This is a genomic window from Haloplanus natans DSM 17983 (assembly GCF_000427685.1).
In the GTDB taxonomy this organism is placed as follows: Archaea; Halobacteriota; Halobacteria; order Halobacteriales; family Haloferacaceae; genus Haloplanus; species Haloplanus natans.
In genome coordinates, this window is sequence record NZ_KE386573.1 from 2,485,948 (window position 1) to 2,509,000 (window position 23,053).

At 69.2% G+C, this 23,053-nt stretch carries 23 protein-coding genes; 12 read left to right on the top strand and 11 right to left on the bottom strand.

What is annotated here, in order from left to right; genetic code table 11:
- Positions 1 to 23: 23 nt before the first annotated feature.
- Positions 24 to 1,160, top strand: coding sequence for a 7,8-didemethyl-8-hydroxy-5-deazariboflavin synthase subunit CofG (cofG, locus tag HALNA_RS14900; RefSeq protein WP_049937122.1), 1,137 nt, complete (start codon positions 24 to 26; stop codon positions 1,158 to 1,160).
- A gap of 4 nt (positions 1,161 to 1,164) precedes the next feature.
- Here cofG and HALNA_RS14905 read toward each other — a convergent pair whose 3' ends face one another.
- Positions 1,165 to 1,719: a hypothetical protein gene (locus tag HALNA_RS14905; protein WP_049937124.1), complete on the bottom strand. Its 555-nt coding sequence runs from the start codon at positions 1,717 to 1,719 to the stop codon at positions 1,165 to 1,167.
- Positions 1,720 to 1,721: 2 nt separating this feature from the next.
- Positions 1,722 to 3,089 (bottom strand): 7,8-didemethyl-8-hydroxy-5-deazariboflavin synthase subunit CofH, encoded by a 1,368-nt coding sequence (gene cofH, locus HALNA_RS14910; protein WP_049937125.1) that lies wholly within the window; start codon positions 3,087 to 3,089, stop codon positions 1,722 to 1,724.
- Between the two features lie 93 nt (positions 3,090 to 3,182).
- Between cofH and uppS the strand changes: the two genes are divergently transcribed.
- Positions 3,183 to 4,112 (top strand): polyprenyl diphosphate synthase, encoded by a 930-nt coding sequence (gene uppS / locus HALNA_RS14915; protein WP_049937126.1) that lies wholly within the window; start codon positions 3,183 to 3,185, stop codon positions 4,110 to 4,112.
- 37 nt (positions 4,113 to 4,149) lie between these two features.
- Positions 4,150 to 5,040, top strand: a complete 891-nt coding sequence (locus tag HALNA_RS14920; RefSeq protein WP_049937127.1) for a mechanosensitive ion channel family protein — start codon at positions 4,150 to 4,152, stop codon at positions 5,038 to 5,040.
- On the opposite strand, the gene HALNA_RS14925 is transcribed toward HALNA_RS14920, so the two are convergent.
- Together HALNA_RS14925 and HALNA_RS14930 are read right to left on the bottom strand one after the other, a co-directional pair.
- Positions 4,976 to 6,184: a DMT family transporter gene (locus HALNA_RS14925; RefSeq protein ID WP_049937128.1), complete on the bottom strand. Its 1,209-nt coding sequence runs from the start codon at positions 6,182 to 6,184 to the stop codon at positions 4,976 to 4,978. The two genes, HALNA_RS14920 and HALNA_RS14925, sit on opposite strands and share 65 nt — an antisense overlap.
- Positions 6,185 to 6,408: 224 nt before the next feature.
- Positions 6,409 to 7,017 (bottom strand): undecaprenyl diphosphate synthase family protein, encoded by a 609-nt coding sequence (locus HALNA_RS14930; protein ID WP_049937129.1) that lies wholly within the window; start codon positions 7,015 to 7,017, stop codon positions 6,409 to 6,411.
- A gap of 107 nt (positions 7,018 to 7,124) precedes the next feature.
- On the opposite strand from HALNA_RS14930, the gene HALNA_RS14935 reads away from it, so the two are divergent.
- Together HALNA_RS14935 and HALNA_RS14940 are read left to right on the top strand one after the other, a co-directional pair.
- Positions 7,125 to 8,438 (top strand): DUF92 domain-containing protein, encoded by a 1,314-nt coding sequence (locus HALNA_RS14935; protein ID WP_049937130.1) that lies wholly within the window; start codon positions 7,125 to 7,127, stop codon positions 8,436 to 8,438.
- Entirely contained in the window at positions 8,435 to 8,854 is a 420-nt protein-coding gene (locus tag HALNA_RS14940; RefSeq protein ID WP_157573554.1) for a GNAT family N-acetyltransferase, read from the top strand. The genes HALNA_RS14935 and HALNA_RS14940 overlap by 4 nt, the downstream gene beginning before the upstream one ends.
- Here HALNA_RS14940 and dnaG read toward each other — a convergent pair.
- Positions 8,851 to 10,179 carry a DNA primase DnaG gene (gene dnaG, locus HALNA_RS14945; RefSeq protein WP_049937131.1) on the bottom strand — a complete coding sequence of 443 codons (1,329 nt, stop codon included), beginning with the start codon at positions 10,177 to 10,179 and terminating at the stop codon, positions 8,851 to 8,853. The two genes, HALNA_RS14940 and dnaG, sit on opposite strands and share 4 nt — an antisense overlap.
- A 158-nt stretch (positions 10,180 to 10,337) precedes the next feature.
- On the opposite strand from dnaG, the gene HALNA_RS14950 reads away from it, so the two are divergent.
- Together HALNA_RS14950 and HALNA_RS14955 are read left to right on the top strand one after the other, a co-directional pair.
- On the top strand, positions 10,338 to 11,156 hold the full coding sequence (locus HALNA_RS14950; protein WP_049937132.1) for an MOSC domain-containing protein: 819 nt from the start codon (positions 10,338 to 10,340) through the stop codon (positions 11,154 to 11,156).
- A 52-nt stretch (positions 11,157 to 11,208) separates the two neighbouring features.
- Positions 11,209 to 12,129 (top strand): HFX_2341 family transcriptional regulator, encoded by a 921-nt coding sequence (locus tag HALNA_RS14955; RefSeq protein WP_049937133.1) that lies wholly within the window; start codon positions 11,209 to 11,211, stop codon positions 12,127 to 12,129.
- Between the two features lie 4 nt (positions 12,130 to 12,133).
- Here the strand turns inward: HALNA_RS14955 and HALNA_RS14960 are convergent, their stop codons facing one another.
- Together HALNA_RS14960 and HALNA_RS14965 are read right to left on the bottom strand one after the other, a co-directional pair.
- Positions 12,134 to 13,180: an enolase gene (locus tag HALNA_RS14960; RefSeq protein WP_049937134.1), complete on the bottom strand. Its 1,047-nt coding sequence runs from the start codon at positions 13,178 to 13,180 to the stop codon at positions 12,134 to 12,136.
- An 80-nt stretch (positions 13,181 to 13,260) separates the two neighbouring features.
- Positions 13,261 to 14,010 (bottom strand): DUF1405 domain-containing protein, encoded by a 750-nt coding sequence (locus HALNA_RS14965; RefSeq protein ID WP_049937135.1) that lies wholly within the window; start codon positions 14,008 to 14,010, stop codon positions 13,261 to 13,263.
- Positions 14,011 to 14,112: 102 nt separating this feature from the next.
- Between HALNA_RS14965 and pdxS the strand changes: the two genes are divergently transcribed.
- Complete coding sequence (gene pdxS, locus HALNA_RS14970) at positions 14,113 to 15,012, top strand: pyridoxal 5'-phosphate synthase lyase subunit PdxS (protein ID WP_049937136.1); 900 nt, start codon at positions 14,113 to 14,115, stop codon at positions 15,010 to 15,012.
- An 18-nt stretch (positions 15,013 to 15,030) separates the two neighbouring features.
- On the opposite strand, the gene HALNA_RS14975 is transcribed toward pdxS, so the two are convergent.
- Positions 15,031 to 16,512: a PAS domain-containing sensor histidine kinase gene (locus HALNA_RS14975; protein WP_049937138.1), complete on the bottom strand. Its 1,482-nt coding sequence runs from the start codon at positions 16,510 to 16,512 to the stop codon at positions 15,031 to 15,033.
- A gap of 87 nt (positions 16,513 to 16,599) precedes the next feature.
- The gene (locus HALNA_RS14980; RefSeq protein WP_049937139.1) at positions 16,600 to 17,481 is read right to left on the bottom strand and encodes a homoserine kinase; all 882 of its coding nucleotides are present in this window, start codon (positions 17,479 to 17,481) and stop codon (positions 16,600 to 16,602) included.
- A 103-nt stretch (positions 17,482 to 17,584) separates the two neighbouring features.
- Here HALNA_RS14980 and HALNA_RS14985 point away from each other — a divergent pair, with 103 nt between their 5' ends.
- The gene (locus HALNA_RS14985; RefSeq protein WP_049937140.1) at positions 17,585 to 18,922 is read left to right on the top strand and encodes an MFS transporter; all 1,338 of its coding nucleotides are present in this window, start codon (positions 17,585 to 17,587) and stop codon (positions 18,920 to 18,922) included.
- Here the strand turns inward: HALNA_RS14985 and carA are convergent.
- Positions 18,919 to 19,986 (bottom strand): glutamine-hydrolyzing carbamoyl-phosphate synthase small subunit, encoded by a 1,068-nt coding sequence (gene carA / locus HALNA_RS14990; protein WP_049937141.1) that lies wholly within the window; start codon positions 19,984 to 19,986, stop codon positions 18,919 to 18,921. The two genes, HALNA_RS14985 and carA, sit on opposite strands and share 4 nt — an antisense overlap.
- A 97-nt stretch (positions 19,987 to 20,083) precedes the next feature.
- On the opposite strand from carA, the gene HALNA_RS14995 reads away from it, so the two are divergent.
- Entirely contained in the window at positions 20,084 to 20,497 is a 414-nt protein-coding gene (locus HALNA_RS14995; protein ID WP_049937142.1) for an Lrp/AsnC family transcriptional regulator, read from the top strand.
- A gap of 8 nt (positions 20,498 to 20,505) precedes the next feature.
- On the opposite strand, the gene HALNA_RS15000 is transcribed toward HALNA_RS14995, so the two are convergent.
- Positions 20,506 to 20,922, bottom strand: coding sequence for a DUF7522 family protein (locus tag HALNA_RS15000; RefSeq protein WP_049937143.1), 417 nt, complete (start codon positions 20,920 to 20,922; stop codon positions 20,506 to 20,508).
- A 96-nt stretch (positions 20,923 to 21,018) separates the two neighbouring features.
- Between HALNA_RS15000 and HALNA_RS15005 the strand changes: the two genes are divergently transcribed.
- Positions 21,019 to 21,450 (top strand): DUF5778 family protein, encoded by a 432-nt coding sequence (locus tag HALNA_RS15005; RefSeq protein WP_049937144.1) that lies wholly within the window; start codon positions 21,019 to 21,021, stop codon positions 21,448 to 21,450.
- Positions 21,451 to 21,661: 211 nt separating this feature from the next.
- The gene (gene hemA / locus HALNA_RS15010; protein ID WP_049937145.1) at positions 21,662 to 23,002 is read left to right on the top strand and encodes a glutamyl-tRNA reductase; all 1,341 of its coding nucleotides are present in this window, start codon (positions 21,662 to 21,664) and stop codon (positions 23,000 to 23,002) included.
- Positions 23,003 to 23,053: the final 51 nt, after the last annotated feature.

A 23,053-nucleotide genomic window follows, 5' to 3' on the forward strand; every position in this document is an offset into this window, starting at 1 on the left:
CCGTCCGGCGCGGAGGCGGGACCATGACACGGGCGCCGGAGACCGACGACGAACGGGTCGCCCCCGAGACCCTCGTCGAGGCCGACGCGACCGACGCCCTCCTCGACGTGACGCCCGCCGACGTGGAGCCGGCGTCCGAACTCACCTTCGCGCGCAACGTCTTCCTGCCGCTCACGACGGCCTGCCGGTACACCTGCACCTACTGCACCTTCTATGACCCCCCCGGCGAGGCGACGCTCATGCCGCCCGAAGCGGTGCGCGAACAGCTACAGGTTGGCGCCGACGCCGGCTGTACCGAGGCGCTCTTTACGTTCGGCGACGCGCCGGACGAGCGCTATTCGGGGGTTCACGACCAACTCGACGACTGGGGCTACGACGACGTACTCGACTACCTCTACGACGCCTGCGAGATGGCGCTCGATACGGGCTTGCTCCCCCACAGCAATCCCGGCGACCTGCGGGAAGACGAACTGGATCGGCTGGCCGAGGTCAACGCCAGCATGGGCGTCATGCTGGAGACGACGGCGGACGTGAGCGCGCATTCGGGCGGGCGAAAGAAGACCCCGGAGCGGCGGCTTGGCACCATCCGGGCCGCGGGCGAGGCCGGCGTTCCCTTCACCACGGGGATTCTGGTCGGCATCGGCGAGAATCGCCGCGACCGTGCGGAGAGCCTACTCGCCATCGGCGAACTCCACGACCGCTACGACCATATCCAGGAGGTGATCGTCCAGAACGTCGTTCCGAACGAGCGCTCGGACTTCGAGCGGCCGAGCGTCGAGACGATGCGCGAGACGGCGGCGATGGCGCGGGCGGCGCTGCCTACGGAAGTGTCCGTACAGGTGCCGCCGAACCTCTCGCCGACCCGAGAGCTCTTGGACTGCGGCGTCGACGACCTGGGGGGCGTCTCGCCGGTCACGGACGACTACATCAACCCGGAGTACGCGTGGCCGGCGCTCGAGGAACTCGAATCGCTCGCCGCCACGGCGGGTATCCCCCTCCGGGAGCGCCTGCCGACCCACGAGCGGTATCTGCCCCCGACCGTCCGGCGGGCGGGCGTCGAGGGCGCGCCGGGGACGTGGCTCCGACCGGCGATCCGGGCGGCGCTCGGCGCCGACGACGACGCCGGGATGCGGTATCGCGCCGTCGCGGACGCCCCGTGAGCGGTCACAGGAGCCGTTCTTCGAGGTCCGGCAGGCGCTTGCGGACGAGCGTGTAGGCGCCGCCGACGACGAGGAACGTGAGGGCGACGCGACCGACGGGTGGGTCGAACAGGATCAGCCCCGGCGACATGAACAGGACGGTGAGCAGGTAGTCCTCGGGGGCGCCGTCGTAGCGAACCAAGTAGCGGGGGCGGAGCCACCGGCTCCGGGAGTGGAGGTAGACCGCCTCGGCGGAGGTCCGCTCCCAGGGCCGGGGTTCGGTGCCCGCGCCGAAGGTGTCGCTGACGGAGTGGACGGCTGCCGAGAGGAGGAAGTACGCGACGGCAACGGTCACGGCCGAGGGCCGGAGGGCGGCGACGGCGAGAGCCGGGACCGCCCCCAGCCAGTAGTAGTCGGGGAAGTGGAGCGTCTTGCGGTGGACGCCGGCGAAGAGGTCGAGGTCGGGGAAGACGCCGCCGGCGATGGCGGCGATGGCGGCAGGGGCGGCCAGTTCGGGCGCGACGAACGTTAGGGGCACCGCGAGCAACAGTCCGACGGCCGCGTGCGTCGTCGCCATCATGCTCAGTCGTCCGCCGGGGTGGGCGATCGATCGAGCATCGGCGTCCCGTCGGCCCGGGGGCCGAGTCGGGGGCCGTAGGGGGCGTCGTCGGGGTCGATCGGTCGGCGCCGTTCGTAGTCGGTAGAGCGCTCGACCGGCCGGCGACCGATGGCTGTCACCATGTCGACGTAGTCGGCGACGGACCGGAACTCGCCGTAGTCGCCGCCGGCGCGTTTCGTTATCTCCTCGGAGAGGAGCGTCCCCATGAAGTCGTTGGCGCCACAGGAGAGGGTCTTCAGCGACTTCTCGTCACCGAACTTCACCCACGAGGTCTGAATGTTCTCGATGTTGTCCAGAAAGAGCCTGGAGACGGCGATCATGAGTTCGTCCTCGGCGTCGGTGGCGCCGCCGGAGACGAGGCCGCGGTCGTAAAGCGGTGTCCGCTGGTGGACGAAAGAGAGGGGGACGAACTCGGTGATCCCGCCCGTTCGGTCCTGCAGGTCACGCACCCGTTTCAGGTGCATGGCTCGGTGCATCTCGTTTTCGACGTGGCCGTACATCATCGTCGCGGTGACGGGGAGGCCGGCGGCCATCGCTCCCTCCATCGCGTCGAGCCACTCGCCCGTGTCCATCTTCGCCGGACAGATCACCTCGCGCACCTCGTCGACGAGGATTTCGGCGGCGGTGCCGGGCGCGCTGTCGAGGCCCGCCCCACGCAGGCGGCGGTAGATCGACTCGTACGACCAGTCGGTGCCACGGCGAGCGTGATAGGCCTCCTCGGGCGTCACGGAGTGGACGTGGACGCCGTCGACGGACATGGCGCGGATCTGCTCGGCGTAGGTGCCGGGCGAAGTGGTGTACGCCTCCGGCGGGCGGTAGTTCACGCGCTCCGGGTCCTCGACGGCGTCGAGCAGTTCGCGGTGGTCGGCGTCGAGGGCGAACGCGGGGTGGAGCCCGCTGACCGAGCACACCTCGGAGATACCGCGGTCGACCGCCGCCTCGACGGCGCGTCGCGACTCGGCGGGCGTCTTCGTGAAGCCGCCGTGGTCGTCCGGGGCGTCGGCTTCGAACGCCGACGCGCGGTCCTTGAAGTTACAGAACAGACAGCCGGTGTCACAGGCCGTCGTGACGTTGTTGTTGAGGTTGACGACGAACGTCACGTCGTCGCCGACGACGTCGGCGCGGCGCCGGTCGGCCGCCTCCAGCACCCGTTCTTTCCGGACGGGGTCGATTCCCGGGCGATCCGTCCCGGTCGTCAGGAGTTCGACCCCGTCGTCGACGGTGAGCCGGTGGCCGTCACGCGCGTTCGCCAGCGCGTTCTCGAACGACTGGTCGGTGACGGGGACGTGCTCGAAATCGAAATCCCCCGCCGCCGTGTCGGCGTCACTCATCGTGACATCACAGACGCCCGAGGCTAATAGGGGTTGTCGTCACCGCCGTCGCGTGTCAAAAGACCCATACCGGACGGTGCCGACACCACGGGTATGCACGCGCGGGTCCGTCGCCTGATCGAACGCGCCTACGAGCGCCTCCTCCGGCGCGACATCGACGGCACCCCCGACCACGTAGCCATCATCCAGGATGGCAACCGGCGGTACGCCCGCGAACGCGGCAACGGGGCCGCCGACGGCCACCGCGAGGGCGCCCGGACGACCGAACAGGTGCTCCGCTGGTGTCAGGAACTCGATATCGACGAGCTCACGCTCTATGCCTTCTCGACGGAGAACTTCGAGCGCCCGCCCGCGGAGCGCGAACACCTGTTCGACCTCATCGAGTCGAAACTGCGGAGCTTCGCCGACAAGGAGGACGTCCACGAGAACGAGGTGTGTATCCGGGCGCTCGGCGAAGTCGACCGCCTGCCCGACCGGGTTCGCGAGGCCGTGGCCTACGCCGAGGAGCGGACGGCGGGGTACGACCGCTTTCGGCTGAACGTCGCGCTGGCCTACGGCGGCCGGGCGGAGTTGCTGGGCGCCGCCCGCGACACGCTGCGGGCGGTGGCCGACGGCAACCTCGACCCCGCGGACGTCGACGCCACCGAGATCGAACGCCGGCTCTACGCCCGACCCGTCCGCGACGTGGACCTCATCGTCCGCACCGGCGGCGACGAGCGAACGAGCAACTTCCTGCCGTGGCACGCCAACGGCAACGAGGCCGCGGTCTTTTTCTGTGCGCCCTACTGGCCGGAGTTCTCGAAGATCGACTTCCTGCGGGCGATCCGTACCTACGAATCGCGGGCGGCGTCGTGGCGCCACACCCGCCGGGAGCGGGCCGCCGCGCTGGTTCGGGCCGTCGCGGGGTCGTCGCTGATCGAGACCCGGGAGGTCGTTGGCCGCCTTCGAGAGCAGGCTCCCCACGTCGCCACCGACGAACTGACCGCGGAACTCGACCCGCCGGACGGCAACACGACGGAGTAGGCCGAGACGCTTTGTACCGCCCGGCCGTGTCGCCCGTATGCTCCAAGTCGCACTCCAGACGGCCACGTCGGCGCCGACACCCGTGGTCGGCCCGGGGGGTCTCGCCGCCTACTGGGACCTCGCCCGTCGTGCGGTGTGGTTCGTCGCCGGCTTCGTCGCCGTCGTCCTCGTCGGGTGGTTTGTGATCGAACCGCTCGTCGCGCGGTTCGTCCGCCGGCGCAACCGGAACAACCCGACGATTCAGGAGGCCGTCTCCCGGTACGTCCGCCTGCTCGCCCTCGTCGTCGCCTTCTTCGTCGCCGCGGGCACCGCGGGCTACGGCCGGTTCATCGGCGACTCGGCGCTCGTCATCGCGGCCGGGACTCTCGCCGTCGGCGTCGCCGGCCAGACCGTCATCGGCTCCATCGTCAGCGGTCTCGTCCTCGTCGTCGACCCCGAGTTCAACGTCGGCAACTACGTCGAGTGGGCGGACCACGAGGGGACCGTCCAGTCCATCACGCTCCGGGTGACGCGGGTCCTGACGCCCGACGGCGAACTCGTCACGGTCCCGAACACGCTCCTGACGGGGCAGGCGATCACCCGACCGTACGGCCGGGGACGGTACCGGATCGTCGAACACGTCGGCGTCGCCTACGAGGCGGACGTGGCGGCGGCGCTCGATCACCTCACCGCGGCCACCGAGGCCGTCGACGACATCGTGGCCGAGCCGACGCCGAAGGCGTACGTCGACGACTTCGGCGCCGACGCGGTGGTGCTACGGGTCCACTACTGGATCGAAGACCCACGCAGACAGGACATCTTCGCCGTCCGGTCGGCGTACGCCCGGGCGGCCAAGGAGCGACTGGAGGCGGCCGGAATCACGATCAGCCCGGCTTCGAAGCGGGAGCTTCTGGGTCGGATCGACGTCGACGACGGCGAGGCCGACTAGTCGTCGCGTGCCACCGTCGCCAGCAGGAGCCGTTTCGTGCCGCGTCGAAGCGCTCGAACGACTCGGACCGGACGACGAAGTGGTGGCTCCCCGAGTCGGTTTCCGTCCCCGCCTCGCGGATGGGATGGACCGTTGGCTCCGGTCCCGGACCACCGTCTCCATCAGCGTGAGGTCCGGGTGTTCGTTCCGGCGGACCGCCGTCAACTCGCTCACCCGTCCGACCCCTCCGTTCGGTTCCGGCGCCCGCGCAACCAGTCGCCGACGACGCGCTCGGTCGCCGGCGACGCGAGGACGACGCTCGCGAGGATACCGCCCCGCCGACTGCGATAGCCGGCGTGAGCGGCTCGCTCAGGAGGACGATTCCGAGGACGACCGTCGTCAGCGGCTCGCTCGTGCTGACGATGCTGGCCGTGCTGGCCGGGATGCGCGCCAAACCGGCGGTGAACAGGATCATCGGGAACAGCGTCCCGACGACGGTGATGCCGGCGATCAGGCCCCAGTCGGCCGGCGCCGTCGGCACGGTGAGCGTCCCCGTCCCGACCCCGTACAGCAGGACGGCGGCCGTCACGCCGAGAAAGACGTACGCGGCGTGGACGAGCGGGCGAACCGTCGCCACCATGACGCGGGTGCCGATCGAGTAGACCGTGTAGGCGAGCGACGCGACGCCGACGAGGAGGAATCCGGGGAGGCCGAACGCCACGCCGCCGCCCGCGACGAGCGCGACCCCGCCGAGTCCGGCGGCCAGCGCAAGCGTCTTCGGAACCGTCACCGATTCGTCGAGCGTGACCGCCGAGACGAGCGTCACCTGTACCGGGTAGGTGAAGAGCACGAGCGTCGCGACGCCGGCCGACAGCCACGCCAGGCTCTCGAAGTAGGCAATCGACATGAGACCGTAGACGAGGCCGAGGCCGAGTTCGGCGGCGAGCGTCCGGGGGGCGAGGCGAACCTCGTACCCCCGGCGGGCGAGATAGCCCCAGAGAATCGCCGTCGCGGCGAGAAAGCGGCCGCCGAGAAGGGTCGCCGTCGACAGCCCGACGGCGCGGGCGAGTTCGCCGAAGATGCCCAGGGTCCCGAAGAGGGCCGCACCGGCGACGACGAGGGCGACGCCGGTGCCCGTGCCGGCGTCGGGGGGTCGTCCGTCCATACGCGTACCAGTGTCCCCCGCGTCAACTACCTGCCGGATACGAGTGTCGGCCGTTTAATTACGCGGGGACAGCGAAGACACACGTGTGCCGCCGATTCGCCGGGACGGGAGCGGCGTCACTCCGAGCGGCTTGCCAGCGGGCCGGCGACGGGGACGGCCCGAGAGCGGCGTCGGCGTCCCAACTTCCGAGGGACATCACTCCCGTTCGTCCGCCGGCGTTCCGGCTAGCGACCAAATCGCCGCTGACGGTTCTGGTAGTCCAGCACGGCCCGCAGATAATCGCGCTTGCGCACGTCCCGCCAGTTCACGTCGGTGAAGTAGAGTTCGGAGTAGACGGACTGCCAGATCATGAAATCGGAGAGTCGTTCGGCGCCGGTTTTGATCAACAGATCGGGTTCGTCGGGAAAGACCAGTCGGCGTTCCACGTCCGCCTCGTCCACGTCCGCGGGGTCGAGGTCGCCGGCCTCGACCTCCTCGGCGAGCGAGCGGACGGCGGCGGCGAACTCCCCTTTGCCGCCCAGGCCGACGTTGACCTGCACGGGGGCGTCGACGGGCTCGGTGTCGTCGGGGGCGCGGACGGCGACGGGTCGGGGGGCGTCGATGGTCCGAAGCTCCCGTTCCAGCGTCGGCACCACGGCCTCGTCGAGGACGCTCACCGAGACGGTGGCGCGCTCGGCGCCGTAGTCGAAGGCCCAGCCGAGGACGCGTTCGAGGCGGTCGTACGCCCCCTGTTCCAGCAGGTCCCGCTCGGTGAGAACGAGGGCGACGTGTGCCGGCGGGTCGGCGGCGTGGAAGCGCTGTCTGAGCGCGAGATACCGATCGTACAGGCCCACGGTGAGGGCAGGTGACGCGGGTGCAAAAGCCCACGGATTCGGCCAACTCGGTGACGTGAGCGGGCCGTGTCGGGACCGTTAAGTGGCCGTCCGAGGTAGCGGAGGGTGTGACGTCCACCCTTCGTCGGGCCGGAGGGTTCGCGGCGGTCGGGACGCTCGCGCTCGCCGCCCCGGAACTCGGGCGGGCGGCCGCCGCCCCCTTCGCCATCGTGGCGCTCCTCGCCGCGTTCGTCGTCGACGAGGGGCCGGTGTTCGAACTCTTCGCCCGGCCACAGGACCGGCGCGACGGCCGACTCAACGGCCTCGCCGGGTTCGCACTCGCCGCGACAGGGCTCGCCGTCCTCGCGACCGCCCCCCGAGAGTCGATGCCGACGACCGTCTTCGTCGCGGCGGTTTTCGTCGTCGCCTACGGCAACGTCGGCGCACGCGCCGTCGAGCGACTGTGGAGCGATCCCGGTCGATCGGTCGCCGGCTTCAGCCTCGCGGCCTTCCTCGCCGCGCTGATCGGTCAGGTGGTCGTCGGGTGGAACCTCGGCGCCGTCCCGTCGCCGGCGGCCGTCGTCTTCCTCGCCGCCGCTGGCGCCCTCGTCGCCGCGCTCCTGCGGTCGATGCTCTACGAGCGCGACGACCCAATCGTGATGCTCTCGACCGGCCTCCTGCTGTGGCTGTTCGACACCATCGGCGTCGAATCCGGGGTGGTGGAGGTGAGCGTCGCGCTCTTCCTGACCGTCGCCCTCGGCTACGTCTCCTACCGGACCGGCACCGCGTCGGTGCCGGGGATGGTGACCGGCGTCCTCCTGGGCCTGCTCACCATCGTCTTCGGCGGCGTCGGCTGGTTCGCCGTCCTCATCGCCTTCTTCGGCATCGGCGGCCTCTCCGCGAAGTATCGGTACGAGGAAAAGAGCGAACGCGGCGTCGCCGAGGACAACGAGGGCGCCCGTGGCAGCGGGAACGTCCTAGGGAACGCCGCCGTTGCCCTCGTTGCCGTCATCGGCTTCGCCGCCAGTACGGGTATGGGCGTCGATCCGGCGCTTTTCCGGTTTGCGTTTACCGGCTCGCTCGCCGCCGCGATGAGCGATACGCTCTCCAGCGAAATCGGCGTCCTCTTCGACCGTCCACGCCTCATCACGACGCTCGAACACGTCGACCCCGGCACCGACGGCGGGGTCACGTGGCAGGGCTACGTCATCGGCGTCGTCGGCGCCGGCATCGTCGCCGCCGTCTCCGTCACCATCTTCACGTTCGAGGCGCCGCGACTCGCCGCCCTCGCCATCGTCGGCGGCGGCATCGCCGGCATGACCGTCGACAGCGTCCTCGGCGCGACACTGGAGGGCGGCCGCGTCGGCAACCAGACCGTCAACTTCTTCGGGACGCTCGCCGGGGCCGTCGTCAGCGCGGCGCTCGCGCTCCTCCTGTTGTGATTCGCGCCGCGACGCCGGCTGACGCCCCGACGCTCGCCCGACTCCAGTCGGTCCTGCCCGAACCGAGTCCCGACCTCCTCGAGAGCGCCCTCGACGACGGCGCGATGACGCCGGCGACGGCGCTGGTGTCGACGGCCGACGCGGACACGCCCGTCGCGTACCTCCTCGCCGTCCCCGGCGAGGCTGTCTACGTCGCGGAACTGGTCGTCGCCCCCGACCACCGAAGAGAGGGGCGAGCGCGGGCGCTACTCGACGCGTGTGCGGCGCGGGCAGGTCCCGACGCGGCGCTGACAGTCACCGTCGCGCCCGACAACGAGGCGGCGCGGTCGTGTTACCGGGCGTGTGGCTTCGAGAAAGAGGGGCGCGTTCCCGACTTCTTCGACGACGGCGACGCGGTGCGGTACCGACGCGACTAGTCGGCAGTCGCGAACTGATCGACGGTCCGGACGCGAACGTCGACCGGCGTCTTCACCATCTCGCCCGACGAGCGCGAGACGATCTGTTCGATGCCGCGCTGGGCCGCCACGTCGAGGACACGCTGGGTCAACTGGCCGTCGAGGACGAGCGCGTAGGGGGCCGTCTCCGCGTCGGCCAGGGCGTCGAACGCCTCGCCCGCCGGCACCGTCTCGATGACCTCGAAATCGGCATCGAGGAGCCGCGCGGACGCCGTCTCATCGTCGATGACGGCGCGGACGTGTTCCCGGAGCGTCGACGGGGCTTCGTCGGCGGCGCCGTTCCGGTCCGCGGACGTGGTGCCGTCGGCGTCGGCGTCAGCGTCCGGAGCCTCCGTCTCGGCGGCCGCCGTGGCGTCCGCCGCGTCGCCGACGGGAACGGTGGCGGTGGCCGCGATAGCCTCGCTCGACCGCTCGTCCGTCTCCGTCTCGGTCGACTCCGGCGCCGGCGTCGACTCCGAATCCAGGTCCGGTTCGGCCGAGTCGTCGAAGAGGTCGCCGTACGGCGTCTTATCCCGGAGTGCGGACATGACCTCGTGTCGTTCGAGGTCCTCGACCGACCGGCCCTCGGGCGCGAAGACGACGTAGTCCACGTCGCCGACCTGCGCGAGTTCGCGCAGGATCAGTTCACCGCCACGGTCGCCGTCGAGAAAGGCGGTGACGGTCCGCTCCGCGGAGAGATTCGAGATGGCGTCGGGGACGTTCGTCCCTTCGACGCCCACGGCGTTTTTGATGCCGTACTGGAGGAGCGTGAGCACGTCGGCGCGGCCCTCGACGACGATGATGGCGTCGGAGTCGGCGACGCGCGGCCCCGCGGGGAGACCGTCGAACTCCGTTATATCCTCGATTCGGACGCTCTCGCGCACTTCCTCTAGGATCTTGGAGGAGTCCATGACGCTCTCGTCGAACGACCCCGCGAGCAGTTCCTTGGCGCGGTCGATCACCTGCCTGCGCTTGGCTTCGCGCACGTCTTCGATGTTCGTCACTTCGACGGAGGCCTGACAGGGGCCGACGCGGTCGATGGTCTCCAGTGAGGCGGCGAGGATGGCCGTCTCGACCTTGTCGAGGCTGCTGGCGATGGTGATGCGACCGAACGACTGTCCGTTCTCGCTGTCGATCTGTACGTCTATTCGGCCGACCTTCGAGGACTGCTGGAGGTCCCGAAGATCGAGTTCGTCCCCGAGCAGTCCTTCGGTCTGCCCGAAGACGGCACCGACCACGTCGCTTCGTTCCACGACGCCGTCGGCCGCGATAGATGCGTGAATGAGGTATTTCGCTGTGTCGTCCATTGATGATCCCCTCGTAGGGGTGATGATGGTGATGACGGGTCTACGGGGCGACCCATGTACGCCTATATACTTTTCGGGCGCGCGTAAAATACCTGTCGTACCGATCGGGGTCCGCGTTCGCACCAACGGTTATGTGAGCGACTGTCGAAAGGCAGGTAATGGCACACATCGAGCGACTGCAGGTGTTTCCCGTCAAAGGGCTCGACGGGGTCGAGGTGGAGACGATCGGGATCAGCGACGCCGGTACGGCCGCGGGCGACCGGGAGTACGCCATGTGCGACCCCGACGCAGGTCGCATCGAGACGGGTGAGGATATGCTGACTCTCGCGTACAACGGCAAGCAGACCGACCGCCTCCACGACGTGCGGACGGCGTTCGACGCCGGGACACACACCCTGACCGTCGAACCGAAAGACGGCGGCGAGCGACGGTCGTTCGATCTCTCGACCGACGAGGGGCGCGCCGACGCGGGTGTCTGGCTCGGCGACTTCATCGACGACCCGGTCGACCTGCGCCGGCGCGAACCGCCGTCGTTCGTCGACCGGCCCGACGCCGGCCCCTCGGTGATCAGCACGGCCACCCTGGAGGAAGTCGCGTCCTGGTTCGACGACATGACCGTCGACGGCGCCCGGCGGCGCCTCCGGGCCAACGTCGAAGTCGGCGGCGTCCCCGCGTTCTGGGAGGATCGGTTCGTGGGAACCGACGTCCCCGGGTTCGCCGTCGGGGAGGACGCCGTCCGGTTCGAGGGCGACGAGCCCTGTGCCCGGTGTGTCGTCCCCAGTCGCGATCCGGAGACGGGGGACCCGTTCCCCGAGTTCCGGCAGCGATTCGTCGAGCGCCGCGAAGCGACGTTCCCCGAGTGGGCGGATCGGGACGCGTTCGAGCATCTCTACACCGTGATGCTCATCTCGCGGGTGCCCGAGGCGTCGCGGGGCCGGGCGATATCGGTCGGGGACGCGGTGACCGTGCCGGAATAACAACGGTCGGAAGACTGGTACTTTATATAAACACCCGCCCCACGTACCGCATATGCAGACCCACATCGTTCCGGTCGGGTTCGACTACGACCGGCTGATCGCGCCGCTGATCCGCGACCAGTTCGACGTGGATCGGGTGATCCTGCTCGAAGGCGCCGTGGGAAGCGAGGCCAACGTCGAGTACTCGCGGAACATCTCGGCCAAACTGGAGCAGGACTTCCGCAACCTGCTCGGCGCCGAGACGTGCCGTGTCGTCATCGCGGACGTATACGACTACGACGCCGCCTTCGAGGATGCGTACGACCTCATCAACGACGAGTTGGACGCCGGCGCGCCGGACGGCGAGGTGTGGGTCAACGTGAGTTCGATGCCCCGGCCAGTGAGTTTCGCCTTCGCCACCGCCGCCCACTCCATCACGCTCGAACGGCAGGCCGACCGTGACCGCATCCACACCTACTACACCGCCCCGGAGAAGTATCTGGAGACGGAGCTCGCGGAGGAGTTGCGCGCGAACCGCGACCTGTTGGCGGCCCTCCTCGAGGACGGGGCGGTGGAGGACGAGCGGATCACCGAGCGCCTCGACGGGACGACCGAACTGCTCGACGAGTTCGACGAGCGCGGCACCACCATCGGCGCCAAGCGAATCGGCGACAACCACATCGTCGAACTCCCGGTCGCCTCCTTCTCGAACGTCAAACCCTTCGAGGAGGTGATCCTGTTCGAACTCGGCGAACACGGCGAGTTCGAGTCGGTGTCGGAACTCGCGGAGGCGCTCGCGGCCGAACTCGGCGAGGAGTACACCGACAGCTTCCGGTCGAAAGTTATCTACAACGTCGACCGCCTGGGTCCCGGCGGCAAGGGGTACATCGAGCAGGAAGAACACGGCAAGTCCTACCGGACGCGGCTCTCCCGCATCGGCGAACTCTGGGTGCGCGCCCACGCCGACCGGGAGGACGTGCCGGTGCGCGAGTAGCGCGTTAAAACGTCAGCCCGCGGGCGTCGTCGCTCGGCACCAGCGGACTCCCCGGCAGGTCGTCGGGAAGGGTGGGGAGGTTGTAGCCGCCGGGCGCCACGTCGTTCGGCGCGTCGGGGTAGAACGTCGCCGCGAGCGTCTGGATGTGGTCACGACCCACACCGAGTTCGAACTGGCCGCCGCCGTACAGCGCCATATCGTGCTCCCGAGCGTACTCGATCGTCTCCAACACGGATTCGACGGTCCCGAAACGCGAGGGCTTGATGTTGAGCCACTGTGGCTCGAACGGGCGGTCACGCACGCTCTCGGCGCCCGTGATCGGGGCGTCCCAGGAGACACGCTCGCGCGCCGATTCGACGATTTCGCGCGTCTCGTCGGTCACCGCGGGGTCCTCGATCACCGCGTCCGGGAACCCCTCGATCACCCGCTCGTAGAGGGCGGGGTCGGGCGGCTGATCCACCGTCGTCCCGACGTAGTGGCCCTTCAGGTCGAGGAGGCGGACGGCGCCGGTGTCGGCGAGGGCGGCGACGAGGTCGGCGTCCCAGTCGCTCGTCGGGTCGAGTTTCAGGCCGAGGTCGGGATGGTGATCGAGGATCGCCGCCACCCGATCGATCGTCGGCGGGTCGCCGAGGCGGGTGCTGACGACGAAATTCAGGGGGTCGCGCTCCCGGCCCAGCGCCGACGCGAAGTCGGTGTCGGCCTGCCGGAGCGCGAGGTCGAGTGCCGCGCTCTCGATCCCCCAGCGTCGGTAGTGGTGCGCCGAGGGCTGTCCCGGCTCTTTCGTCGGGAAGAGCGCCACGTCGTCGAGGGCGGCCGAGAACTCGTCGAAGGTGAACTCGCCGGTCGGGACGAGCGCGTCGAGTTCGGCGAGGGCGTCGTGATCTTCGGTGTCGTAGGTCACGTCCTCCCCGCGGCCAACCGTCCCGTCGCCGTGGAGTTCGAAGACGGTCGTCGCACGGACGAACCCGCTGGAGGTGTCACGTTCGTGGCGGGTGCGCGATTCGCGGTCGATCCGAAGCGGGAGGTCGGCGAGGGCGTCGTAGAGAGCCATACCGTCGGAACGGGCGCCAGCGAAATAACGGTGCGCCAGGTACGCTGGGTGACCCAGCGTCGACGGGTCGCCTGACGCGGCTACTCGCGGCGGCCGGCACCGGATTCCAGTTTCTTCACTCGCGTCGCGAGCGTCAGGAAGGTGGCGGTGAGCGTCAGGACGACGGCGAAAGCGGCGGCGAGTTCGTGGGTCGGCGAGAGGTGGGTGATCGCCCCGTCGACGATTCGCTGGCCGGGGAGGAGGGTGTGGTGGGGCGTGCCGAGAACGGGCACGAAGTAGTCGACCAGATCGTTCAGACCGTACCACGCGACGGCGACGGCGACGGCGCCGACGGGGAAGTCGCTGTAGCGGTGGATCAGGAACGCCTCGACGACCATCATCAGATGACTCCCGAGGAGGAAGGCGTACATGGGCACCGGCGTGGTCGCGAGGAAGCCGTCGGCGAATGCGACGAGGACGAAGGGCGTCCAGAATCCGAGTTTCCAGCAGCCGAAGAAGGCCAGCGCGTTCACGATGTCGTTCGAGCGGCCCAGTTTCCAGAGAGCGAGCGACAGCGCAATAAACAGCGTGGCGACGGGACTGTCCGGGACGAGCGGCCAGATTGCGACTGGTTCGGCCGCGAACTGGAAGCGGTAGTACCAGAAGCCGAAGGCGGTGCCGACGAGGTTGACCCCGACGACGGCCCACGCGAGCGAGAGGCCGAGGTTCTCGACGGATCTGGGGAGGGGAGCGAGCCACCGTGGGAGCGAGTCGGGCGCGGGGAGGCCAGTCCCGTCGACGAGGGTGACGAGGCGTCGGAGCGCGGACTCGGATTCCGACCCGGAACTCATTGTCGACCCGAGGGAGCGGCCCGGTAAATCGGTGACGGTGGTGGCGGACGGCAACATCTACCGAAAGCCCGTGCTTAAGTCGATCCCACCGTAACGATAGATATGACCGACCTCGAAGAGCTTCGTCGCGGTACGGAGTTGGTAAAGCGCGGCTTCGCGCGGATGCAGAAAGGCGGCGTCATCATGGACGTGGTCAACGCCGAACAGGCCCGCATCGCCGAAGACTGCGGCGCGGTGGCGGTGATGAGTCTCGAAGCCGTGCCGGCCGACATCCGCAAGCGCGGCGGCGTGGCACGGATGGCCGACCCCGCGGCGCTCACCGAAATTCTCGACGAGGTGTCGATTCCGGTGATGGGGAAAGCACGCATCGGCCACCGGAAGGAAGCCGAGATTCTCCAGGCCAAAGGCGCCGACATGATCGACGAGAGCGAGGTGCTCACCCCCGCCGACGACGACTACCACATCGACAAGCGGGAGTTCACCGCGCCGTTCGTCTGTGGCGCCCGAAACCTCGGCGAGGCGCTCCGCCGCATCGACGAGGGCGCGGCGATGATCCGCACCAAAGGCGAGGCGGGCACCGGCGACGTGAACCAGGCGGTGACCCACCAGCGCGCGATCAAAGGGTCGATCCGCGAACTCGACGGCATGGCCTACGAGGAACGTGAGCGATGGGCCCGCGAACACGGCGCGCCGCGTGATCTGGCCCACGAGACGGCCGATATGGGCCGTCTTCCAGTCGTTAACTTCGCCGCCGGCGGCATCGCGACGCCCGCGGACGCGGCGCTCATGATGCATCACGGCTGTGACGGTATCTTCGTCGGCTCCGGCATCTTCGGCGCCGAGAACCCCGAGGCGATGGGAACCGCCATCGTCGAGGCGGTCAACAACTGGGACGACCCCGACCGCCTCGCCGACATCGCGACGAACGTCGGCAAGGGGATGACGGGCCAGTCCAACGCCGATATGGCCGAAGAGGAGAAGTTGCAGGGTCGCGGCGTCTGATCGACGCCGCCCGACCGCTCACCGTTCCGACGTGTCGGCGTCGCCCGGGATCCACCGCGCCGCCGGGAAGACGAGCGAGACGACCGCCCCCGAGGGCTCGTTGTCAGTTATTTCGACCGTGCCGCCCATCGCCGTCACGAGCCACTTCACGAGCCACAGGCCGAGGCCGCTCCCGTGTTTCAGTGGCCGCTCCTCTCCCTCGGCGATCACCTCGCGTTCCATCTCGGGGATGCCGTTGCCACGGTCGGCGACGGCGATTTCGAGCGAGCCGTCCGCTCGTTCCCGGACGCGAACCGTCACGGTCGGGGCGCCGTCGCTCGAATGCTCGATGGCGTTGTCGACGAGTTCCTCGACGGCGACCCGGACGCCCCGTCGGTTGACGAGGACGACCGGCGCCGCGTCCTCGACGCGGATCGTCGCCCTGGGAGCGGCGTCACGGTACTCCGCCACGATAGCGTCGAGCAACGGCCGGATCTCGACGGGCTGGCTGTCCCGAATCCGCCGGTAGAGGTTGTCGAACCGGCGCGCCCGTTCGGCGACGTCGAGCAACTCCTCGGCCGCCGATACGATCGCGTCGAGATCGGTCCGGGCCAGGTCGGCCGGAAGGTCGCCGTCGGCATCGAGCGTCGTCAGGAGCCCATCGGCCCGCCCGGCAACCACGTTGAGACCGTTTCGCAGGTTGTGACGGAGGACGCGGTTGAACACCATCAGTTGCTGGCGGCGAGCCGTCTGCTCGGTGACGTCCTGGATGGTCCCGCGCAGGAGGGTCGCCCCGTCGACCACGACCGGCTGCCCCGTCGTCCGGACGAACCGGGTCGAGCCGTCCGCCGTGACGAGGCGGGCCTCCACGTCGTAGGGAAGCTCCCACTCGAGGGCGCGCTCGACGAACGTCCGAACCGTTCGGCGATCGGTGGGGTGGTAGAACTCGATCGCCTCCTCGATCGAGGGCTCGTACGCCGGCTCGACCCCGTGAATCCGGCGAGTGCCGGGCGTCCACCGGAGCGTCTCCGTGTCGAGAGCGAGCTCCCACCCCCCCACGTCGGCCGCCTCCTCCGTCCGCGCCAACAGGTCACGGCTCCGTTCGAGCGCGAGTTCGTGTTCCTGTCGCTCGGTCACGTCCGTCTGAATCGAGACGAAGTGGGTGATGGTGCCGTCCTCGTCGGTGATCGGGGCGATGGTCTGCTCGGCGACGTATCGCTCGCCGTCGGCCCGGCGGTTCACGATCTCCTCCCGCCAGACCTCGCCGGCGCGGATGGTCGTCCAGAGTCGGCAGAAGTACGACTGGTCGTGGTGGTCGGCGTTGAGCAGGTTCGGTGTCCGGCCGATGGCGTCGGCGGCGTCGTAGCCGGTGATGGACTCGAACGCCGGGTTCACGTAGACGATCCGGCCGTCGGCGTCGGTGATGAAGATAGCGTGGCCGGCCGCCTCGACGGCGCGTTCGAACCACGCCTGGTTCGGCGGCTGGCTCGTCGCGGTCGTTCGGGTGTCGGCATCAGCCATCCGTTCTCGACCCTCCACAGCTGAGAGATATAGGCCCTGCGAACGAGTCCAGATCGTGAGAATCGGACGGCGACGGGCGTCGACCGATCATTCCGTATACAACGTCGCGCCGCGACCGATCCGCGTCTGGTAGGCGCGGGCGTCGACGCCGGCGTCCATGAACGCGTCCACCATCGCGGCGGCGATGGGCCGACGATCCTCGGAGTGACAGGCAGCGACGACCCCCGGGCCGGCGCCGCTGACGGTGACGCCCGTCGCCCCCGCCGAGAGCGCCGCCTCGCGAACCTCGGCGTAGCCCGAGATGAGGTCGGCGCGGGCGGGCGTGACGAGGCGGTCGTGCATCCCCCTCCCCACGAGGTCCGGGTCGTCGCGACACATCCCGGTCGTCAGCGTGGCCGCGCGGCCGACGGTGTTGACCAGTTGCTCCATCGTCGCGCCCGCGGGCACCACGTCGCGGGCGTCGCGCGTCGAGACGACGATTTCGGGGAGGCAGGCCACCAGCGGGATGTCGGCGTCGACGACCGTCACGTCCCGGCCGGTGGCGATGGTGAACCCACCCAGGAGCGCGGGCGCGACGTTGTCGAGGTGGACCTCGCCGGAGACGGTCGCCTCGCCTTTGCCCGCGATGGGGACGAGGTCGCGTCGCGAGAGGCCGCGGTCGTAGAGTTCGTTGAGCGCGAGGGCGGCGGCGGCCGCGCTGGCGCCGGAGGAGCCGAGTCCCGAGGATGGGCGGATACCCTTGTCGATGCGGATGTGCGCCGGCGCGTCCAGTGCTTCGGCGACCGCGCCGACGGTGTTCGACTCGGGATCTTCCGGAATGAACTCGGCCCCGTAGCCCGTCACCTCGATGGTCGTCCGATCGGCCTTCTCGACGCGGACGATATCAGCCGGTCGGTCGAGGGCCGCACCGAACACGTCGAACCCGCTACCGAGGTTCGCACTCGTGGCGGGAGCCCTGACCGTAATCATGCCCCGGAGTTGCGCGAGTCGGGTCAAAAACCTGCCGAAGGGTCGAAGCGGACGGAGTGGAGTTCAACACAAGGATTAGGCGGCTAGCCCGCCGCGTAGGGGTATGGTCCGCCCCGCCGGCGCGACGGCGACGGTCGAGCGCCCTCCTCGTGCCGTCGCGACGGTCGTGTTCGTCGTCTTTCTGGATCTCGTGGGCTTCGGCATCGTCATCCCCATCCTTCCGTACTACGTTCGGAGCTTCGGCGTCGGCGACGTGTTCATCGGCTTGCTGGCGGCGACGTACTCGCTGACGCAGTTTCTCGCCGCTCCGACGCTGGGTCGCGCCTCGGACCGCTGGGGTCGCCGGCCGGTTCTCGTCCTGTCGCTCGCGGGGAGCGCCGTCGCGTGGACGGTGTTCGGCCTCGGCGACCTGGTGGGCGATGTCGCGGGGGCGGCCGCCGGCGTGGCCGTCCTCTTTCTGGCTCGCGCCCTCGCCGGCGCTATGGGGGGCAACATCGCCGCCGCGCAGGCGTACGTCGCGGACGTGACGCCGCCCGAGAAGCGGGCGGGGGCGCTCGGCCTCGTCGGCGCCTCGTTCAGCCTCGGCTTCATTTTCGGCCCGGCCATCGGCGGCGCACTGGCGAGCGAGACGGCGGTGCGCGCCGCGTCCGGACTGCCGGTGCCGCTCCCCGCGACGCCCTTTTCGCTGCCCGCGTTCGGCGCGGCGGCGATGAGCCTCGTCGCCCTCGTCGTCGCCCTCGTCACGCTAAAGGAACCCGCGCGACACCGGGTGACGGGCGCGCGGTCGACGCTCGTCGACGACTTCGCGGCCGCGCTCCGTGACCCCGCGCTCCGCGGCCTCGTCCTCGCCTTTTTTCTCGTCTCCGTCGCCTTCGCGGGCGTTCAGGTCATGTTCATCCCCTTCGTCGCCGACGCGGATGCGTACGGGTTCGACGCCTCGGCCGCCGCCCTGTTGCTCACCTACGTCGGCGTTCTCGGCGCGGTGAATCAGGGCGTCCTCGTCGGGCACCTCGCGGACCGATTCGGCTCCGGACGCCTCGCCGTCGCGGGCGCGACGATTCTGTGTGTCGCCCTCGCGGCGCTGCCGTTCGCCCCGGCGCTCGGGGGCGTGCTGCCGCCCCTCGCCGGCCCGCCGTGGCTCACGCCCGAACTGGTCGCGTTGCTGGCCGTCCTCGGACTCCTCTCGTTCGGCAACGGCCTCCTGAACCCGTCGCTGGCGGCGCTGGTGTCGGCGAGTTCGGGTGCGGACCGGCAGGGCACCGCCTTCGGCGTGACACAGGGAGCGGGGAGCCTCGGTCGGACCGTCGGCCCGCCGGCCGCGGCGGCGCTGTACGCGGCCGTCTACTGGTCGCCGTTCGTCGCCGGGGCCGTCGTCGTCCTGCCGGTGATCGCGTTGCTCGTGGAGGTCGGACGGGGGACGGCGACGGAAGCGGACGCCTAGTCCGACGTGGCGACGGTGGTGTCCGTCGACACCAGATCGAGCACGTCGTCAAAGAAGTCGAGCGAGTCGTGCGGACCGGGGTTGGCCTCGGGGTGGTACTGGCGGGTGATGACGCCAAGATCCTCGTTTTCCAGCCCTTCGGCGGTTCCGTCGTTGACGTTCACCTGCGTCACCTCCAGTCGGTCGCCGGGTTCGCCAACGGTGTAGCCGTGATTCTGGGTGGTCATGACGACCCGCCCGGACTCCAGGTCGCGGACAGGTTGGTTGACGCCGCGGTGGCCGAAGGCCATCTTCTCCGTGCTGCCGCCGAGGGCGTTGGCGACGACCTGCTGGCCCAGACAGATGCCGGCGACGGGGAGGTCACCGACGTACGTGTCGACGAGCGCCTCCGCGTCCTCGAAGTTCTCGGGGTCGCCGGGGCCGTTCGAGATGAAGAGGATGTCGGGGTCGACGGCCGCCACGTCCTCGGCCGTCGCGTCGTAGGGCAGGACGTGAACCGTCGCGTCCCGTTCCAGCAGGGAGTCGACGATGGAGCCCTTGGCGCCACAGTCGATCAGAGCGACCGTGGCGGCCGAACCGCCCTCGTAGAGGGTTGGCTCGTCGACGCTCACCTGCGCGCCGATGTCGGTGTGCTCGCTCATGCCCTTGCATTCGGCGAGTTCGGCCCTGGCGTCGTCGGGCGTGGCGTCGGGGCCGACGGCGATGCCACACTTCATCGCGCCCTCCTCGCGGATGGCGGTGACGAGGTCACGGGTGTCGAGGTGGTCGATGGCGGGAACGGCCTCCTCGTGCAGCCACTCGACGACGTCCTCGGTGAACTCGCGGGCGATGGCGGCGCGGGGGTGAATGCGATCGGACTCGAATCGCTCGGATCGGACGCCGTAGTTGCCGATGAGGGGGTACGAGAAGGTGAGGACCTGCTCCTCGTAGGAGGGGTCGGTCAGACTCTCTTCGTATCCGGTGTACGCGGTCGTAAAGACCAGTTCGCCACGCGTCCGACCCGGAACACGACCGCGTGCCTCGACGACACGGCCGTCTTCTAGGGCTAGGTAGGCGTCCGACATTACGAGAAACACAGTCATCCGCGGCCATTAAGCCTTCCTTTCGAAGTGAGGTTACGAATTTCGTAATCGGTAAGTCGCTTCCGGCGGTACTCGGGGTATGGACGACCTGGACCGACGGATTCTGAGCATCCTCCGGCGGGATTCACGCACGCCGTATACGGAGATCGCGGACCGCGTCGGCACGTCGGAGGGGACGGTCCGTAACCGCGTCGAGCGACTCGTCGACGAGGGGACCATCGAGCGCTTCACGGTGGCGACACGCACCGGGAACGTCAAGGCGATGATCGAGGTGTCCGTCGCCGTCGACGTGGACACCACCGACGTGTCGGCGCGGATGGCCGAGTGGAGCGAGGTCGACTTCGTCTGGCAGGTCTCGGGCGAGGCGGACATCGTCATGGTCGTCGACGCCGCCGACACCGGCGCGGTGAACGACCTCATCACCAAAGCGCGGGATTTGGACGAGGTGCAGAACACGAAGACGCGACTGATTCTGGACGAGCAGTTGGGGTGACGACGCGCTCACGCCTCCTGCAGGAGGCGTCCGACAGCGGTCGCCGCCTCCTCGAAGGCGGTGACGTCCATGTCGTCGGTGGTGACGAGGACGCCGGCGTCGCCCCGGATGACACGGGCGACGAACCCGTCGGCGTGAACGCGGACGGTGAACTCGTAGGGACCGATGTCGGAGCCGCCCGCGTCGCCAGCGAGGGCCGTCCGAACCGGTATCTCGGCGAACCCGGTTCGCTCGAAATCGACCAGTTGCGACTTCGCTTCGGCCGTCCGCTCGGCCGTCTCGTAGAGGTCCCGTCGGGTGTACAGGACGTCGAACGCCGACGGGGTGAAGTAGACGACGCTGCGGAGCGAATCACCGAGGGTCGTTCGCGCGGCGCGGACGAGGTGGTCGGCCGTCTCGGCACCTACTGATGTTTCGAATGACATTTTCACGTCCCGCTTTGGCGTTACGCTGGCTCAACGGTTTCGGTGAGAGCGGCCGAAACCGTCATCCGTAAACCGACGCTCCGCGGATACGGGGGTATGAGCGACTCCGACGTACTCGATGCCGACCTCTACCGGCGGACGAAGGCGCTGCTCGAACCCGGCGACATCGATCTCGCGGGCGCCATCGTCCACACCGACCTCTCGGGACGGGAGGACCTCGAAATGCACGAACTGACGGTCGAACTCAACGAGGTCATCGCTGCCCACGCGGACACGGGCGAGGCGTACATCCACGCCGGCAACGACGATCCGAACTTCTCCTCGAACCAGTTCCAGGGGCGGACCGTCGAGGACGACGCGTTCGTCTGGGAGTGTCAGCAGCTCCTTCGGGAGGGGACCTTCGACATCGTGTTCTACTACGAGGCCGACCTCGATCAGGACGCCCTCGTTTCGGCGATCCGGGACCGCGGATACGACGTGACGAGCGTCGTCCTCGACGCGGACGACGAAATGACCGTCGACGGATAACACGCGCCGTGACGGGGGTTTTCAACGGGCGAAAGACGACGGGACGTTTAAGACCCCGCACCCAAGAGTGCAGGTATGAACGGGGCCCACAGGGTCCGCCGGACGCCCCCGGCAACGGGGTGGCGGCGACATTGGAAGGGTTTAGGTGGAACAGGGACGAAAGGCGAGATGTCCCGAGGAACGTAACAGACGTGTCATCGGGTGATCAACTGTGACGACGGGTGTCATCAACGGAGTAACGGTCTCCCACCAGCGGGCGACCGTCGACGAAATCGAGTCGGCCGGCGCGGCGGACGAGGAGACGGCCGTCCGCGACCTGCTGACTCGCGAGGGGGTCGACGAGGCGTTCGCCCTCCAGACCTGTAACCGGGCGGAGGCATACGTCGTCACGGAGTCGGTCGCCGACGGGCGGGCAGCGCTCGCCGACTTCGCCCCCGAGGTTCGGGACGGGGCGGTCCACGAGATGGATCACGAGGCCAGCCTCCGCCATCTGATGTGTGTCGCGGCGGGCCTCGAATCACTCGTCCTCGGCGAGGATCAGATCATCGGCCAGTTCCGCCGGGCGTTCGAGACGGCGCGGGGCGCCGGCGGCGTCGGCGGCGTCCTCGACCCGGCGCTAACGAAGGCGCTGCACGTCGGCGAGCGCGCACGGACGGAGACGGGGATCAACGAGGGCGTGGTGTCGCTGGGGAGCGCCGCGGTCGAACTCGCCGACCAGGAGTGTGACCTGGCGGACGCGACGGCACTCGTCGTCGGCGCGGGCGAGATGGGACGCATCGCCGCGCAGGCGTTCGACGACACGGGCGTCTCGACGCTCGTCGTCGCCAACCGGACGGTTCCCCACGCCACCCATCTCGCGGACGAGGTGGAGACGACGGCGCGTGGCGTTCCCCTCGACGTCATCCCCGCCGCCGCCGAACGGGCGGACGTGCTCGTCACGGCCACCAACAGTCCCGATCCGATCGTCGACCGGACGACACTCGCCGACGCCGGGCGGACGCTCGTCATCGACCTCGCTCAGCCCCGGGATGTCGATCCGAGAGTGGCCGACCTCGACGGGGTCGACACCTACGACATCGACTCGCTGGAGGCCATCACCGACCGGACGCGGGCCCAACGGCGCGACGCGGCCGACGCGGTCGAACGGATGATCGACGAGGAACTCGACCGGCTACTCGACTCGTTCAAGCGCCGGCAGGCCGACACGGCCATCAGCGCGATGTACGAGAGCGCCGAGATGGTCAAGGAACGGGAACTCCGGACGGCCATCTCCCGGCTGGAGTCACAGGGCGAGTTGACCGACGAACAGCGGGAGACGGTGGCGTCGCTGGCCGACGCGCTCGTCGGGCAGTTGCTCGCGGCGCCGACCAAGAGCCTCCGCGACGCCGCCGCGGAGGACGACTGGACGACGATTCAGACCGCGCTCGGTCTGTTCGACCCCGAGTTCGGCGGCGAGAAGTCGGCGCCGCCGACGGCCGAACGACCCCGCGAGGCGCCCGACGACGCCGACGGCATCCCACAGCACGTCCTCGACAAACTCGGCGACGAGTAATACGGTTTAGTGTAACTGTTTACCGGTGGGTCGCCAGGACTGGTCGGCGAC